Origin of the sequence: Microbacterium sp. NPDC097977 (assembly GCF_040302605.1) — a bacterium.
In the GTDB taxonomy this organism is placed as follows: domain Bacteria; phylum Actinomycetota; class Actinomycetes; order Actinomycetales; family Microbacteriaceae; genus Microbacterium.
Map to the genome: position 1 here is coordinate 1 of NZ_JBEOUR010000025.1, position 16,171 is coordinate 16,171.

At 69.8% G+C, this 16,171-nt stretch carries 12 protein-coding genes; all 12 read right to left on the reverse strand.

Annotated elements, in window-relative coordinates:
- A partial coding sequence (locus ABTZ43_RS07795) for a thymidine kinase (protein WP_350538409.1) occupies positions 1 to 597 on the reverse strand: 597 nt, incomplete at its 3' end.
- 7 nt (positions 598 to 604) lie between these two features.
- Positions 605 to 2,077, reverse strand: coding sequence for a malate:quinone oxidoreductase (locus tag ABTZ43_RS07800; RefSeq protein ID WP_350538410.1), 1,473 nt, complete (start codon positions 2,075 to 2,077; stop codon positions 605 to 607).
- Between the two features lie 83 nt (positions 2,078 to 2,160).
- Positions 2,161 to 3,231, reverse strand: a complete 1,071-nt coding sequence (locus ABTZ43_RS07805; protein WP_350538412.1) for an aspartate-semialdehyde dehydrogenase — start codon at positions 3,229 to 3,231, stop codon at positions 2,161 to 2,163.
- Positions 3,232 to 3,374: 143 nt separating this feature from the next.
- Positions 3,375 to 4,658 carry an aspartate kinase gene (locus ABTZ43_RS07810; protein WP_350538413.1) on the reverse strand — a complete coding sequence of 428 codons (1,284 nt, stop codon included), beginning with the start codon at positions 4,656 to 4,658 and terminating at the stop codon, positions 3,375 to 3,377.
- 107 nt (positions 4,659 to 4,765) lie between these two features.
- The gene (locus tag ABTZ43_RS07815; protein ID WP_350538414.1) at positions 4,766 to 5,719 is read right to left on the reverse strand and encodes a DMT family transporter; all 954 of its coding nucleotides are present in this window, start codon (positions 5,717 to 5,719) and stop codon (positions 4,766 to 4,768) included.
- On the reverse strand, positions 5,716 to 6,309 hold the full coding sequence (gene recR / locus ABTZ43_RS07820) for a recombination mediator RecR (RefSeq protein WP_056420201.1): 594 nt from the start codon (positions 6,307 to 6,309) through the stop codon (positions 5,716 to 5,718). Before recR ends, ABTZ43_RS07815 begins: the two co-directional genes overlap by 4 nt.
- A complete protein-coding gene (locus tag ABTZ43_RS07825; protein WP_350538415.1) occupies positions 6,309 to 8,702 on the reverse strand; it encodes a DNA polymerase III subunit gamma and tau in 2,394 nt (797 codons plus the stop codon). Before ABTZ43_RS07825 ends, recR begins: the two co-directional genes overlap by 1 nt.
- Positions 8,703 to 8,801: 99 nt before the next feature.
- Positions 8,802 to 11,303 carry a glycoside hydrolase family 65 protein gene (locus tag ABTZ43_RS07830; RefSeq protein ID WP_056420194.1) on the reverse strand — a complete coding sequence of 834 codons (2,502 nt, stop codon included), beginning with the start codon at positions 11,301 to 11,303 and terminating at the stop codon, positions 8,802 to 8,804.
- On the reverse strand, positions 11,300 to 12,097 hold the full coding sequence (locus ABTZ43_RS07835; protein WP_350538416.1) for an HAD-IA family hydrolase: 798 nt from the start codon (positions 12,095 to 12,097) through the stop codon (positions 11,300 to 11,302). The genes ABTZ43_RS07830 and ABTZ43_RS07835 overlap by 4 nt, the downstream gene beginning before the upstream one ends.
- A 104-nt stretch (positions 12,098 to 12,201) precedes the next feature.
- The gene (locus tag ABTZ43_RS07840) at positions 12,202 to 13,422 is read right to left on the reverse strand and encodes an acetate/propionate family kinase (protein ID WP_350538417.1); all 1,221 of its coding nucleotides are present in this window, start codon (positions 13,420 to 13,422) and stop codon (positions 12,202 to 12,204) included.
- Complete coding sequence (gene pta, locus ABTZ43_RS07845; protein WP_350538418.1) at positions 13,419 to 15,542, reverse strand: phosphate acetyltransferase; 2,124 nt, start codon at positions 15,540 to 15,542, stop codon at positions 13,419 to 13,421. Before pta ends, ABTZ43_RS07840 begins: the two co-directional genes overlap by 4 nt.
- Before the next feature lie 52 nt (positions 15,543 to 15,594).
- Positions 15,595 to 16,161, reverse strand: coding sequence for a hypothetical protein (locus ABTZ43_RS07850; protein WP_350538419.1), 567 nt, complete (start codon positions 16,159 to 16,161; stop codon positions 15,595 to 15,597).
- Between the last annotated feature and the right edge of the window lie 10 nt (positions 16,162 to 16,171).

Consider the following 16,171-nt stretch of genomic DNA (forward strand, 5'->3'; position numbering starts at 1 on the left):
GCAGGCCCCGCAGAGCGACTCGTAGGTGGTCACTTCGGGAGCGGTGGATCCGTCTGCCCCCTCGTCGATCGCGACCTGGTCGCCGTCGAAGACGAAGCGTCCGCCGATGACGCGCCCGTTGAACACGGCCTTGCGGCCGCAGCGGCAGATCGTCTTCAGCTCCTCCAGGGAGTGCGCGACGGCGAGCAGCCGCGCGGACCCGGGGAACGCGTGGGTGAGGAAGTCGTTGCGGATGCCGTAGGCGATGACCGGGATGCGGTCCTCGATCGCGATGCGGAACAGATCGTCGACCTGCTCGCCCGTGAGGAACTGCGCCTCATCGATGAGCAGACACGCGACGTCGGCGCCCGACTCCCCCCGCACCCGCTCGCGGTGGGCGTCGAAGAGCGCGCGGACGTCAGCGTCCGGGGCGATCAGATAGTCGACCTCGCGAGTCACGCCGAGACGGCTCGCGATCTCGGACGCACCCTTGGTGTCGACCGCGGGCTTCGCGAGCAGCACGTGCTGTCCGCGCTCCTCGTAGTTGTAGGCGGCCTGGAGCAGCGAGGTGGACTTGCCCGAATTCATCGCCCCGTAGCGGAAGTAGAGCTTCGCCACCGGCGCGCTACTCGTTGATGCCGAGCGTCGATGCCGTGGTGGCGAGGGACTTCTCGGCCAGCGCGGCATTCTTGTTCAGCTGCTCGCCGAAGGTGGGGATGAGTGCGCGCAGCTCGGATTCCCATCCGGGGTACTCCTCGGGGAAGCACCTCTTGAGCAGATCGAGCATGATCGGCACAGCGGTGGATGCACCGGGAGAGGCACCGAGAAGTCCCGCGATCGACCCGTCGGCCGCCGCGACGACCTCGGTGCCGAACTGCAGGATCCCGCCCTTCTTGGGATCCTTCTTCATGACCTGCGCACGCTGCCCGGCGTCGATGAGCGTCCAGTCCTCGTCTTCGGCCGTCGGCATGAACGTGCGGAGGCTGTCGACCTTCTTGGAGTGGTTCTTCAGCAGCTCGCCGACGAGGTAGGTGATCAGATCCGGATTCTTGACCGCGACCTGCAGCATCGGGATGAGGTTGTGCGGGCGCACCTGCGACACGATGTCGAGCATCGAGCCGTTTTTCAGGAACTTGGGGCTGAAGGTGGCGAACGGTCCGAACATCAGCGACGCTTCGCCGTCGACCACGCGGGTGTCCAGGTGCGGCACCGACATGGGCGGCGCGCCGACGGATGCCTGCGAGTACACCTTCGCCTTGTGCTGGGCGACGATCTTCGGGTTCGAGGTCTTGAGGAACTGACCGCCGATCGGGAAGACGCCGTACCCCTTGATCTCGGGGATGCCCGAGCGCTGCAGGAGCTTGAGCGCCCAGCCACCGGCACCCACGAACACGAACCGCGCCTTGATCTGATTCGGCGTGCGTCCGATGGTCGTGCGGTAGTTGACGAGCCAGGTGCCGTCCTTCTGCTTCTTCAGGCTCTTGACCTCGTGATTGGTGCGCAGCGCGACGCCGGAATCCGTGAGGTGGTCGAAGAGCTGATGCGTCAGCGCGCCGAAGTCGACATCGGTGCCGGCGGGCACGCGCGTCGCGGCGAAGGGCTCGCCCTTGCGACGTTTCTGCATGAGCAGCGGCGCCCACTTGTTGATGACGCGGGAGTCCTCGCTGTATTCGATGCCGTCGAACAGCGGCTGCTTCTTGAGGACCTCGTAGCGGTCCTTGAGATACTTGACGTCCTTCTCGCCGCGCACGAACGTCATGTGCGGCGTGGCGTTGATGAACGTCGACGGGGCGTCGAGGACTCCCCGGTCGACGAGCGACGACCAGAACTGGCGGCTCTGCTGGAACTGCTCGTTGATCGAGACGGCCTTCGCCGGGTCGAGCGGCGCGCCCTTCTGCTGCGGCATGTAGTTCAGCTCGCACAGGGCCGCGTGCCCCGTTCCAGCGTTGTTCCACGGGTTCGACGACTCCTGCGCCACGTCGGAGAGTCGCTCGAACGCGACGATCTTCCAATCCGGCTGCAGCTCATGCAGGAGGGTACCCAGGGTGGCGCTCATGATGCCACCACCGATCAAGACGACATCGACGGTTTCGGTCACCACGACAGTCTAGTTCGCGGTCGGGGCACGGCAGACCATACGGACCGGTCCGGTGAGACCGGATCCGTATGGCGGAGATGCCGTCAGGCTATGACCGCCAGGCGCTCGGCGAGGATCTCGGCGATCTGCACGGCGTTGAGCGCCGCACCCTTGCGCAGGTTGTCGTTGCTGATGAACAGCACGAGCCCCTTGTTCTCGGGAGCGGACTGGTCGGCACGGATGCGTCCGACGAAGCTCGGGTCCTTGCCCGCGGCCTGCAGCGGCGTCGGCACCTCGTCGAGGACGACTCCGGGAGCGGCGGAGAGCACCTCGGCGGCGCGCTGCGGCGTGATGTCACGCGCGAACTCGACGTTGATCGACAGCGAGTGGCCGGTGAAGACGGGGACGCGCACGCAGGTACCCGCGACGCGGAGGTCCGGGAGCTCGAGGATCTTGCGGCTCTCGTTGCGGAGCTTCTTCTCCTCATCCGTCTCGTTCTGCCCGTCGTCGACGAGGTTGCCCGCGAAGGGGATCACGTCGAAGGCGATCGGGGCGACGTACTTCTCGGGCTCCGGGAAGTCGATCGACGACCCGTCGTGCACGAGGCGCAGCGTGTCGCCCTGGGCGAGGACTCCCTCGACCTGACCGAGCAGCTCCTGGGCGCCGGCGAGACCGGAACCGGAGACAGCCTGGTACGTCGAGACGATGAGCCGCTCGAGACCGGCCTCGGCGTGCAGCGCCTTGAGCACGGGCATCGCCGCCATGGTCGTGCAGTTCGGGTTGGCGATGATGCCGCGCGGGCGCTCGTCGATCGCGTGCGGGTTGACCTCGCTGACCACCAGCGGCACCTCGGGGTCGTTGCGCCACGCGCTGGAGTTGTCGACGACGACGGCTCCGGCCTCGGCGAACCGCGGGGCGTACGCGCGGCTGGCGGTCGCACCCGCCGAGAAGAGGGCGATGTCGATGCCGCCGGCATCGGCCGTCTCGACGTCTTCGACGATGACCGTCGCGCCGCCGAACTCGATGGCGGTGCCCGCGGAGCGCGACGAGGAGAACAGACGCAGCTCGCGGATCGGGAAGGACCGCTCGGCGAGAATCTCGCGCATCACGGTGCCCACCTGGCCGGTGGCGCCCACGATGGCGACGGAGAGTCCTGAGTCGGAGATGCGGGTCATGATGTTCCTTGGCGTCGTGCAGTGCAGCAGTCGAGGCTTCGGGCGCGACGTCGGGATGCGGATGCCGCGCCTGGCGCCGATGTCAGGGTTTCGGTGAGTCTACCGTGCCGCCCGCGAGCCGAGGACCGGCCGGCCGGCGGGGGTCAGCGGCCGGTGCCGGCGTGGACGGTCGCCTCGGCGTCGCCGTCGAGACCGTACGCGGTGTGCACGGTGCGCGCCGCCTCGGCGAGGTCGGTGTCGCGCAGCACGACCGAGATGCGGATCTCGGAGGTCGAGATCATCTCGATGTTGATGCCGCCCGCGGACAGCGCCTCGAACAGGACAGCCGAGACGCCGGAGTGCGTGCGCATGCCCGCACCGACGACCGACAGCTTGCCGATCTGGTCGTCGTGCACGAGGTTCTGGAATCCGACCTCGGTCTGCTCTCCGGCGAGTGCCTTGAGCGCCCCCGCCGAATCCGCCTTCGGCACCGTGAAGGAGATGTCCGTGCGTCCGGTGGCAGACACGTTCTGCACGATCATGTCGACGTTGGCACCCGACTTGGCCACGATCTTGAAGATCTCCGCCGCCTTGCCCGGAACGTCGGGAACACCCGAGACGGTGATCTTGGCCTGGCCGAAATCGGTGGCGACGCCGGCGACGATCGGTTCTTCCATGGGTGCTGCTCCCTCGGCTTCGCGAGGGTTCTTCATACCCTCGCCCAGAACGTATGTGCCCTCGGACGACGAGAACGTCGACCGGGCGTGGATCAGGACGCCGTGACGGCGTGCGTACTCGACGGCGCGGATGTAGAGCACCTTGGCGCCGTTGGCCGCGAGCTCGAGCATCTCCTCGCTGCCGATGTGGTCGAGCTTCTGTGCCTTCGGGATGACCCGCGGGTCGGCCGTGAAGATGCCGTCGACGTCGCTGTAGATCTCGCAGACGTCGGCGGAGAGCGCCGCGGCGAGCGCGACTGCGGTCGTGTCGGAGCCGCCGCGTCCGAGCGTGGTGATGTCTCGCGTGTCGCGGTTGAATCCCTGGAAGCCCGCGACGATGACGATCGCGCCCTCGTCGAGCGCCTCGCGCAGTCGCACCGGAGTGACATCGACGATGCGGGCCGCTCCGTGCTGCGAGTCGGTGATCATGCCCGCCTGGCTGCCCGTGAAGGAGCGCGCCTCGAAGCCCATCGAATGGATCGCCATGGCCAGCAGCGCCATCGAGATCCGCTCGCCGCTGGAGAGCAGCATGTCGAGTTCGCGAGGCGCGGGAATCGGGGCCACCTCGTTCGCGAGGTCGAGAAGCTCGTCCGTGGTGTCGCCCATCGCGCTCACCGCGACGACGACGTCATGCCCTGCGCGACGCGTGTCGACGATGCGCTTGGCGACGCGCTTGATGCTCTCTGCGTCGGCGACGGATGAGCCGCCGTACTTCTGCACGATGAGGGCCACGTTCACTCCCGGGGATGTCGGGCGGATCCGCCCACGCCCATTCTACGATCGGCGCACATGCCCCGCCGCGCATGTGACGGGCGCGGCCGAACCGGGAGCCGGACGGATCAGGGAGCGGGCGGGAGCGGAGCGGGGGTGAGATCGGGAGCGACGGATGCCGGCGGCACCGCTTTCGATGCACGCAGGCGACCGCCGGTGGCCGCGAGCCAGCATCCGGCGATGATCAGGGGGAAGCCCATCAGCAGACCCGGCGTCAGCGGCTCGGCCAGCACGAGCGCTCCCAGAAGGATCGCCACCACCGGATTGACGTAGGTGAACAGCGGCGCCCGCACGGGTCCCACCTCGCGGATGAGCGCGAAGAAGGCCAGGAAGGCGACCGCCGTGCAGATGACGGCCAGCGCGAGGAGCGCCGCGAGCGAGGGCAGCGTCGGCATCCGATGCTGGGTGAGGATTCCGATCGGCAGGTAGATCACGCCGATCATGAGCAGGGAGAGCGTGATGGTGCCGAGGGAGGGGACGTCGCTGAGCTTGCGCGCGATGATGAACGGAGCGATGGCGTAGAGGACCGCCACGAGGAGCACCTCGCCGGCGGCGAGCAGGCTGACCTGGCCGCCGAAGAGCCCTGGTCCTGCGACGACGATCGCCACCCCGACGAAACCCACGAGGAGGCCGATCGCGCGGGTGGGGCGCAGCACACCGCGATCTCCCCCGCCGAGGGCGATGAGCGCGGCGAACAGCGGCACGGTCGCCACGAGCAGGCCGGTCATCCCCGAGGGCAGGGTCATCTCGGCGTGGCCGAGCAGCACGAACGGCCCGGCCATCTCGACGGCGCCGAACAGGAGGACCCAGGGCCAGTGCCTGAGCGCCGTGCGCAATGCGCCCCCGCGCAGGGCGAACGGGAGCAGGATCAGCGCGGCGATGAGTGTGCGCCCCGCGACGATCGCCGGCGGCGAGAGCGACTCGACCGCGATGCTGATGAAGAGGTAGGGCACACCCCACAGCAGGGCCATCGCTGCGAAGAGCAGCCACCCGCGGCGGGTGAACCCGCCCTGCGGGGTCACAGCACGCGCCGTCCCTCGAACGCACGGCCGAGGGTGACCTCGTCGGCGTACTCGAGGTCGCCGCCGACCGGGAGTCCGGAGGCGAGGCGCGACACGGTGATCTCCATCGTGGTGAGCAGGCGGCTCAGGTAGCTGGCCGTCGCCTCGCCTTCGAGGTTGGGGTTCGTGGCGAGGATGACCTCCTGCACCGTGCCGTCGGCGAGACGCGTCATGAGCTGCGCGATGCGCAGATCATCGGGCCCGATGCCGGCGATCGGACTGATCGCGCCGCCGAGCACGTGGTACAGACCTCGGAATTCGCGTGTGCGCTCGATGGCGGCGACGTCCTTCGCGTCTTCGACGACGCAGATCAGCGCTGGGTTGCGACGAGGATCGCGGCAGATCGTGCAGCGCTCCTGCTCCGCGACGTTGCCGCAGATCTCGCAGAACCGGACGCGCACGCGGATCTCGACCAGCAGCTCGGAGAGCCGAGCGACGTCGAAGGTCGGCGTCTGCAGGATGTGGAAGGCGATGCGCTGCGCCGACTTGGGTCCGATTCCGGGGAGCCGGCCGAACTCGTCGATCAGTTCCTGAACGATTCCGTCATACATCAGGAGAACCTCGTCGGGGGCTCGTAGGGCTCTTCGCGCACGAATGTCGCGCCGAGCACCTGGCGGATCACGGCCTCACCGTAGCGCTGGACTCCCCCGCCGGGGGCACGCTCGGTGATGACCGGGGCTGGTGCGGCCGCCGCGACCGTGCGCACCGGCGATCCCGTGACCTGCACGGGAGCGTCGGATGCGGTCGCCGACCGCGGAGACGCCGGCGCGGAGTTCTGCGCCCGCGCCGGGGTGGGGCCGCTCGGTGCGGGCTCGTACGACGGATCGTACGGCGGCTCGTCATCGAAGTACGGCGGCTCCTCGTCGACAGGATAGAGCGGTTCGTCGCTCGGGGCCGGTCCGTCGAGCGACGGCGCCGCGCTGCCTGCCACCGGGGAGGCCGGGGAGGCCGGGATGGCGGGGTCGACCGGGGCGACGGGCTCGATCTGCTCTGCGGGCGCGACCGGAGTGGCCACTGCCGTCGACGTCCGCGCTGCGGGCGCGGCCGGAGCAGCATCGACGGATGCCGGAATAGCGGCCACCGCCCACTCCGTCACGGGGCCCGTCGAGGCGGCCGGTGTCTGAGTGCGCGGTGGGCGCGCTGACGCAGGCTCCGATGCGGGGGCGTCGGCGCTCGGGCGGCCGGCGGCGGGAGTCGCGGGCTGACGGGGTGCACCACCGGCCGGCATCGGCGCGGGCAGGTACTTGACGCGCACCCCGAGCTGCTGTTCGATCGCGCTCCGCAGGTGGTCGGAGGGCCCGGATCCCGGTGTCGTCCCCTTGAACTTGGCGACATCGTGCTGACTGGCGAAGCCGAGCGTGAGCACCTCGGTCTCGGCCACGAAGGCCAGGGGCTGCACGGCGGTGGCCAGGAGCCACGAGGTGCGGCTGACGTCTTCGAGCCGCTTGAGGATCGCGGGCCAGGCCGCGGTGAGGGCCTCGAAGCTCACCGGACCGGCCGGTGCGGCGGCGGGCTCGGCGGGCGCGGATGCGGCAGAGGCCGGCGCCGGAGCCGCGGTCGTGTCGGCCGCGGGCGACACGGACTCGGGCGACTCGGACTCGGGCGTGGCGGCGCCTGCCGTGCCATCGCCGGCATCCGACGGAGGAGTGGCCTCGGCCACGGCCGACCCTCCCTGATCGGTCACAGACGACTTCGCCTGCTCGGACACAGACGACTTCGCCTGCTCGGACACAGACGACTTCGCCTGCTCGGACACAGACGGCGTCTGCCGTGCGGGCGCGCTCGCAGCTCCGGCGGTCGCCGACGTCGCCGGTGCGGCGACAGCTGTCGCCGCGGCGAGCACGCGCGCGACCATCAGCTCGAGGTGGAGTCGGGGCGATGTCGCGCCGGACATGTCGTCGAGGGCAGCGCTGACGACGTCGGCCGTGCGCGACAGTCGTGCGGAGCCGAAGGACTCGGCCTGCGCACGCATGCGTGTGAGTTCGTCTTCGGCGAGTCCGCGCAGCACCGAGGAGGCGCCGGCCCCGACCGCCGCGATCACGATGAGGTCGCGGAGTCGTTCGAGCAGATCATCGACGAACCGACGCGGGTCCTGACCCGTCTGCACGACGCGGTCGATCGCCGGGAAGGCGGCAGCGGCGTCGGCGGCGGCCAGAGCGTCGACGATCTCGTCGAGCAATGCCGCATGGGTGTACCCGAGCAGCGCCACGGCCCGCTCGTACGCCACGGTGACGGTCTCTGAACCGGCCGGGGAATCGGAGCCGGCGATCAGCTGGTCGAGCAGCGAGAGGGTGTCTCGCGGGGACCCGCCGCCGGCGCGGACCACCAGCGGCAGCACGCCGCGCTCGGCGACGACGCCCTCTTCGGTGCAGAGCTTCTCGACGTACTCGAGCATCGCCGCCGGCGGCACCAGCCGGAAGGGGTAGTGGTGCGTGCGCGAGCGGATCGTGCCGAGCACCTTCTCTGGCTCCGTGGTCGCGAAGATGAACTTGACGTGCTCCGGCGGCTCTTCGACGAGCTTCAGCAGCGCGTTGAATCCCTGCGGCGTCACCATGTGCGCCTCGTCGAGGATGAAGATCTTGTAGCGGTCGCGGCTGGGGGCGAAGGTCGCCCGCTCGCGCAGATCACGGGCGTCGTCGACACCGTTGTGGCTGGCCGCGTCGATCTCGACCACGTCGAGCGATCCGCCACCCGCACGCGACAGCTCGACGCAGCTCGGGCACGTGCCGCAGGGGACATCGGTGGGGCCCTCGGCGCAGTTCAGGCACCGGGCGAGGATGCGGGCGGAGGTCGTCTTGCCGCATCCGCGCGGTCCGGAGAACAGATAGGCGTGGCCGACCCTGTCGCCTCGCAGGGCGGTCATCAGCGGTTCGGTCACCTGGGACTGCCCGATCATCTCGCCGAACGACTCGGGGCGGTATCGGCGGTAGAGGGCTGTGGTCACCACACCAGCCTACGGCGTGCCACGGACGTTCAGGCAGGCCCGCCCGCCGATCGGGGCCGCGGCGCGACAGACGTCACCGCGACCCCCCGATCGGCGAGGTCAGTCGATCGGCTCGATCACCGGGATGACGGTCGTGATCACCGGCACGGATGCCGAGATCAGGGTGCCGTCGTCGCGAAGCGCATCCGCGAACTGACGCAGCGACGGGCGTCCCTCGATGCGCGGACCCTGGTCGGCCAGCGGCACGACGACGTCCTCGTCGGAGGTGGCGGTGTAGGCGACCTCACGAACGGTGAACGAGACCGGACCCCCGGAGCCCACGTGCACGCGCAGCTCGTCGGTGGTCAGAGTGATCTGGAGCGTCGACCCCTGCCACTGCAGCGGATACGACAGCGACGGCCAGTCGGCGGGAAGGCGCGGATCGAAGCTGAGTTCGCCCGCGTAGTCGCGCATACCGCCGAAGCCGCACACGAGCGCCGTCCACACGCCTCCGGCGGAGGCCACGTGCACGCCGTCCGCCGCGTTGTGGTGCAGGTCGTGCAGATCGACGAAGAGCGACTGCCGGAAGTACTGCAGGGCGAGATCCTGGTAGCCGACCTCCGCAGCGAGGATCGACTGCACGACCGCCGACAGCGTCGAGTCGCCCGTGGTCAGCGGGTCGTAGTAGTCGAAGTCCGCCTTCTTCTCCTCGGGCGTGAAGTGGTTGCCCTGCAGGAAGAGCGCCAGCACGACATCCGCCTGCTTGAGCACCTGGAACCGGTAGATGACCAGCGGGTGGAAGTGCAGCAGCAGGGGCCGCTGCTCGGGCGGCGTGTGCGCGAGATCCCAGACCTCGCGCTCGAGGAAGAGGGAATCCTGCGGGTGGATGCCGAGCGTCTCGCTGAACGGGATGAACATCGCGTCGGCGGCGCGCTCCCATCCCTCCGCCTCGCCCTCGGCGAGGCCCGTGCGCTCGACGACCCTGGCGAACTCCTCGCCGTTCGCCTCGCGCGCTTCGCGCACGACCCGCGCCGCATAGCGCAGGTTGTAGCGGGCCATGACGTTCGTGTACAGGTTGTCGTTCACGACGGTCGTGTACTCGTCGGGACCCGTGACCCCGTGGATGTGGAAGGTCTCGACGCCGTCGTCGCTCGGGTCGGCGACGAGGCGCGACGTGCGCCAGAAGCCGAGCGTCGCCCACAGTCGCGCCGTCTCGATCGCGATGTCGATGCCCTCACGGCGCAGGAAGTCCTCGTCGCCGGTCGCACGGACGTACTTGCCCAGCGCGAAGCTGACGTCGGCGTTGATGTGGTACTGCGCGGTGCCCGCGGCGTAGTAGGCCGATGCCTCCTCGCCGTTGATGGTGCGCCACGGGAACAGTGCGCCGGCCTCGTTCAGCTGCGAGGCCCTGCGGCGTGCCGCGGGGAGCATGAGCGCCCTGGCGCGCAGGGCGTTCCTGGCCCACTGCGGCGACGTGTAGGTGAGGAACGGCAGGACGTAGATCTCGGTGTCCCAGAAGTAGTGGCCGCTGTAGCCCGATCCCGAGACGCCCTTGGCCGGCACGCCGGTGCCGTCGGCGCGCGCGGAGGCCTGGGCGAGCTGCAGCAGGCACCACCGGGTCGCCTGCTGGATGTCGTCGTGCCCGCCGATCTGCACGTCGCTCCGCTCCCAGAAGGCCGCCAGCCATTCGGCCTGGCGGTCGAACTGCGCCTGCACGCCCTCGAACGCGACCCGGTCGAGCGAGCGACGGCAGCGGTCGACGAGCTCGCGCGGGGGGACACCGCGGGACGTGTGGTAGCTCACGAGCTTGGTGACCGTGATGGGCACGCCCGCCTTGGCCTGCACGCGGAACACGTTCTTCGAGATGTCCGCCTCGATGAGGGTGCGCGAGGTGTAGTCGTTCTCGGTCTCGATGATGTGGTCGGCGACGACCGCGACGGTCATCCCCGACGCCGAGACCGAGTACGACAGCGCCGAGCGCAGGCCGTCCTGCCAGTACTCCGCCGGCTCGAGCACGCGCTCGGCGATCTTCTCGGACTTGCGCGGGTCGAACCCGCTCTTCGCCTCGTTCGGGGTGCCCGCGTAGACGCCGGCCCCGTCCTGACGGTTGATCATCTGGCAGCTGACGGTGACCGGGGCGTCGGCGTTCTCGACGACGACCTCGAGGCGCAGCACCGCCAGGTGACGCTCTTCGAAGCTGACGATGCGCTCGTCGCGCATCCGCACGCGCTTCCCCGAGGGCGTCTCCCAGACCACGACGCGCTCGAGCACGCCGGTGCGCATGTCGAGCGTGCGCCGGTACTCGCGCACGTCCGCCTCGTCGAACGAGATCGGCTCATCGTCGACGTAGACGCGCATGACCTTGGCATCCGGTGCGTTGACGATCGTCTGCCCGACCTCCGCGAACCCGTAGGCCTGCTCGGCGTGGCGGATCGGCCAGGTCTCGTGGAGCCCGTTGATGAAGGTGCCGTGCTCGTGTGCTCCGCGTCCCTCGATGTGATTGCCGCGCAGACCGAGGTAGCCGTTCCCGACGCCGAAGAGGGTCTCCCCCACGCCGTCCTCGGAGTAGCGCGTCTCGATGAGCCGCCAGGGGTCGACGGGGAAGCGGTCGCGGGCGATCATGCGGTCTCCTCGGTGCCGGAAGGGGCGGCCTGGTGTGCGGTGGTCTGTGCGGGTTCGTGCGTGGCGTCGGCGAGGAACGCGTCGAGGTCCTCGACCACGACGGTGGCTCCTGCGGCACGCAGGGCATCGGCCCCCGCGCCGCGATCCACGCCCACGACGTCGGCGAATCCGGCGGCGGCGGCGGACGCCGCGCCCGAGGTCGCATCCTCGATGGCGATGCTGCGCGCCGGGTCGACGCCCAGGGCGATCGCGCCGGCGCGGAACATGTCGGCGGCGGGCTTGGAGGCGAGGTCATCGCGTTCGGCCACGACTCCGTCGACGACGATGCGGAAGAACGAGCGGATGCCGGCGGCGGCCAACACCTCCTCGGCGTTCTTCGAGCTCGAGACGACGCCCAGCGGCACGCCGGCGGCGGCGAGCTTCTCGACGACCGCGAGCGAGCCGGGGAACGGAGCGATGCCCTCGGCGCGCAAGGAGGCGGCGAAGGCCGCGTTCTTGCGATTGCCGATGCCGCAGATGGTCTCGGCCTCGGGCGGATCGTCGACGGCGCCCCAGGGGATCTCGACGTTGCGGCTGCGCATCAGGCTCGCCACCCCGTCGTAGCGCTTCTTGCCGTCGACGTAGTCGAAGTAGTCGGCATCCGAGTACTCGGGGGTCAGCGACAGGCGCTCGAACACCTCGTCGAACACCGCCTTCCAGGCGCGCATGTGCACCTCGGCGGTGGGGGTCAGCACGCCGTCGAGGTCGAACAGGACGCCGTCGGCGCGGAGCAGATCGGGCAGGGCTTCGGGCACAGGAGCCTCCGTGGGGAACGGGTGAGGGGTACCGGCACCTCTCCGTGCCACTGTGCAAGCGTAGTGCGGCACGGCACCGCCGCACACCCCCGGGATCGGATGGGTCAGAGCAGGCGAGAGGTCTGTCTGGCGATCTCCAGCTCCTCGTTCGTCGGGACGACCAGCACCGCCACCGAGGAGGTGTCGGCGGAGATCCGACGGATGCCGCGTTCACGCGCGGCATTGCGTCCGGCGTCGATGACGACGCCCGCGAATCCGAGGGTCGCCATCGCCTCGGCGCGGACCGCCGCAGCGTTCTCGCCGACGCCCGCGGTGAACGAGATGACATCGACGCCGCCGAGCTGGGCGATGTAGGCCCCGGCGTAGGCGCGCAGGCGGTGGATGTAGACGTCGAACGCGAGCGTCGCCGCCTGGTCGCCGCTCTCGCGACCGGCGAGGATGTCGCGCATGTCGCTGCGTCCGGCGAGCCCCTGCAGACCGCTGCGCTTGTTGAGCAGCGCATCGAGATCGTCGATCGAATACCCGGCGCGACGCGAGAGGTGCACGAGGGCGGCAGGGTCGAGGTCGCCTGAGCGCGTGCCCATGACGAGGCCCTCCAGCGGGGTCAGGCCCATCGAGGTCTCGACCGACCGCCCGCCGTCGACGGCCGTGACCGAGGCGCCGTTCCCGAGGTGGAAGACGAGCTGGCGGAGCGTGCCGAGATCGCGGCCGAGGAACGCGGCGGCCGATTCGCTCACGAACTGGTGGCTGGTCCCGTGGAATCCGTAGCGTCGCACCCGATGCGCGGCGGCGAGCTCGGCGTCGATCGCGTAGGTGTACGCGGCGGGCGGGAGCGTCTGGTGGAACGCGGTGTCGAAGACCGCGACGTGCGGCACGTCGGAGAAGACCGCCTTCGCCGCGACGATCCCGGCCAGGTTCGCCGGGTTGTGCAGCGGAGCGAGAACCGCGAGCTCCTCGATCTGCTCCTCGACGTTCGGGGTGACGAGCGTCGGCGCGTAGAACCGCGCGCCGCCGTGCACGACGCGGTGCCCGACGGCGACCGGCGGATACTCGTCGAGGAGCGGACCGTGCGCGGCGAACTGCTCCAACATCACCGCGAAGGCGGCATCGTGATCGGCGAGCTGCTGCTCGGAGTCGTACGTCGCGTCGAGCATCGTGGTCGCGGCCCCCGCACCGGCGGCGGGCCGCACGGTGTGCCGGATCGCACTGGCATCCTGACCGATCCGCTCGATCAGACCGGCGGCGAGCTCGGTCTCGTCCTCGATGTCGATGAGGCTGTACTTCAACGACGAGGAGCCGCTGTTGATCACGAGGATGGCGCTCATGCCGTCACTCCTTCGGCCTGCGCCTGGATCGCCGTGATCGCCACGGTGTTGACGATGTCGTCGACCAGCGCCCCACGGGAGAGGTCGTTGATGGGCTTGTTGAGTCCCTGCAGCACCGGCCCGATGGCCACGGCGCCGGCGGAGCGCTGCACGGCCTTGTAGGTGTTGTTGCCCGTGTTGAGGTCGGGGAACACGAAGACGGTGGCGCGGCCGGCGACGGCGGAGTCGGGCAGCTTCGCCTTCGCGACCGCGGCGTCGGCCGCCGCGTCGTACTGGATAGGACCCTCGACGAGCAGTTCGGGCGCCCTCTCGTGCACGAGTGCCGTCGCGGCGCGCACCTTGTCGACGTCGGCGCCCGACCCCGACTCGCCCGTCGAGTACGACAGCATCGCGATGCGCGGCTCGATCCCGAACTGCTGCGCGGTGGCCGCCGACGAGATCGCGATGTCGGCGAGCTGCTCGCTGGTCGGATCGGGGATGACGGCGCAGTCGCCGTAGACGAGCACCCGGTCGGCGAGCGCCATGAGGAAGACGCTGGAGACGACGGTGACGCCCGGCTTCGTCTTGATGATCTCGAACGACGGGCGGATCGTGTGCGCGGTGGTGTGGGCCGCACCCGAGACCATGCCGTCGGCGAGGCCGAGGTGCACCATCATCGTGCCGAAGTACGACACGTCCGTAACAGTGTCGGCGGCCTGCGCGAGAGTGATCCCCTTGTGCGCACGGAGCCTGGCGTACTCGGTCGCGAACCTCTCCACCATCTCAGGATCCGTGGGGCTGATCACCTGCGCACCGGAGATGTCGACTCCGAGCTCGGTCGCACGCGCGCGCACGGCCGACTCCTCGCCGAGGATGGTGAGATCGGCCACCTCGCGTGCCAGCAGGGTCGCCGCGGCGCGGAGGATCCGGTCGTCGTCGCCCTCGGGCAGCACGATTCGCCGCCTGTCGGCCCTCGCCCGTTCGATGAGGCCGTATTCGAACATCAACGGCGTCACGACCCGCGACTCGGCGAGGCCGAGCTGCGTGGTGAGCTCGGTGATGTCGACGTGGGTCTGGAAGAGCCCGAGCGCACGGTCGTAGCGGCCGCGCGACTCCGGTGAGATGCGCCCCCGTGCTCCCATCACCCGCACCGCGGTGTCGTAGGTACCCAGATCGGTCGCGATGATCGGCACGGTCGAGGTGAAGCCGTCGAGCAGCTGCACGATCGGCTCCGGCAGGGGGAACGGTCCGTTCAGGATGATGCCGGCGACCCGCGGGAACGTCCCCGAGGCGTCGGCGAGCAACGTCGCCAGCAGCACCTCGGTGCGGTCGGCCGGGATCACGACGACCGACTCCTCGGTCAGCCGCGGGAGCACGTTGACCATCGACATCCCGGCGACGACGATCGTCAGCGCCTCGCGAGCGAGCCGGTCGGGGTCTCCCTTGATGAGACGGCCGTCGACGGCCGTCAGGATGCCGTCGATCGACGGCGCAACGAGGGCGCGGTCCTCGGGGATCGCCCACACGGGGGTGGTCTTCTCCGGCCGCACCGCGGCGACGGCGTCTTCGATCGCCTCGAGGGCGTCGGGATCGGCCCGGTTCACGGCGACGGCGAAGAGCTCGGCCCGCTCGACGTCGAGCTCGGAGAGCGCGAGCGCGGCGATCTGGCCCACCGCGGCCGGCGTGCGGGCGGTGGTGGTCCCGAGCTGCTCGGCCTGACGCCGCTGGTCACGGCCGCTCAGCACGAGCAGGACGGGGGCTGCGAGGTTCGCGGCGATCCTGGCGTTGTATCCGAGCTCGGCGGGGCTGGCCACGTCGGTGTAGTCGCTGCCGATGATCACGACGGCATCGCACTGGGCCTCGACCGCCTTGAAGCGGGCGACGATGCTCGAGAGCGCACGATCCGGGTCGTCGCGGACGTCGTCGTAGGTGACGCCGATGCAGTCCTCGTAGTCGAGCTGCACGCCGTCGTGGGCGAGCAGGAGCTCGAGCACGTCGTCGCGTTCGGTCACGGAACGTGCGATCGGGCGGAAGACCCCGACCCGCGGCGTGACGCGCATGAGCGCATCGAGCACGCCGAGGGCGATGGTGGACTTGCCGGTATGACCTTCGGCCGAGGTGATGTAGATGCTCTGCGCCACAGTCCCACCTTAGGCGCACGCTGCTATGGCGGGGCTGGGTCTGCGGCGCCTCTCAGCAGTGGCCGGAGAGGGCGTCGACCACGGACACCGCATCGGACTCGTACCGGGAGTAGTAGTCGCGGTCGGTGTTGATCTGGACCCGGTGGATGGCGTGCGAGCGGGGCATCGAGGGCCAGTCCGCGACCCGCGCCAGCCGCTCGTAGAACAGCGTCGCGGCGGTCGCCGGGTCCATCCGCGCTTCGGGGGGTCCCCACCACTCCTGCTGCTGGAACAGTCCGATGCTGGTCGTGCGGCTGCCGTCGGGGTTCGTGAATCCCCGCGTCTCCCAATCGCCGTAGTCGATGTTGTGCAGGCTGCTCTCGCCCATGGCCGTCATCACCCCGAGGATCTGCCCGTCGCGGCCGAACCCGAGCGCGGTGGCCGTCTGCATGATCGTCGCGGCGTTCTCGAGCTGCTCGCCCTGCCACCCCTCGATCCCCGCGGCGGGGAACGTGCGCGGATCGTCCACGCAGATCGCGGTCGGCTTCTCGTGGGCGAGGCCCAGAGGGATCAGCACCGCGGCGAGCGCCACCGCGAGGACGGCGGCCGACGACCACGCGATGCGCCGCAGCAGCCGCATCCGCCTGATC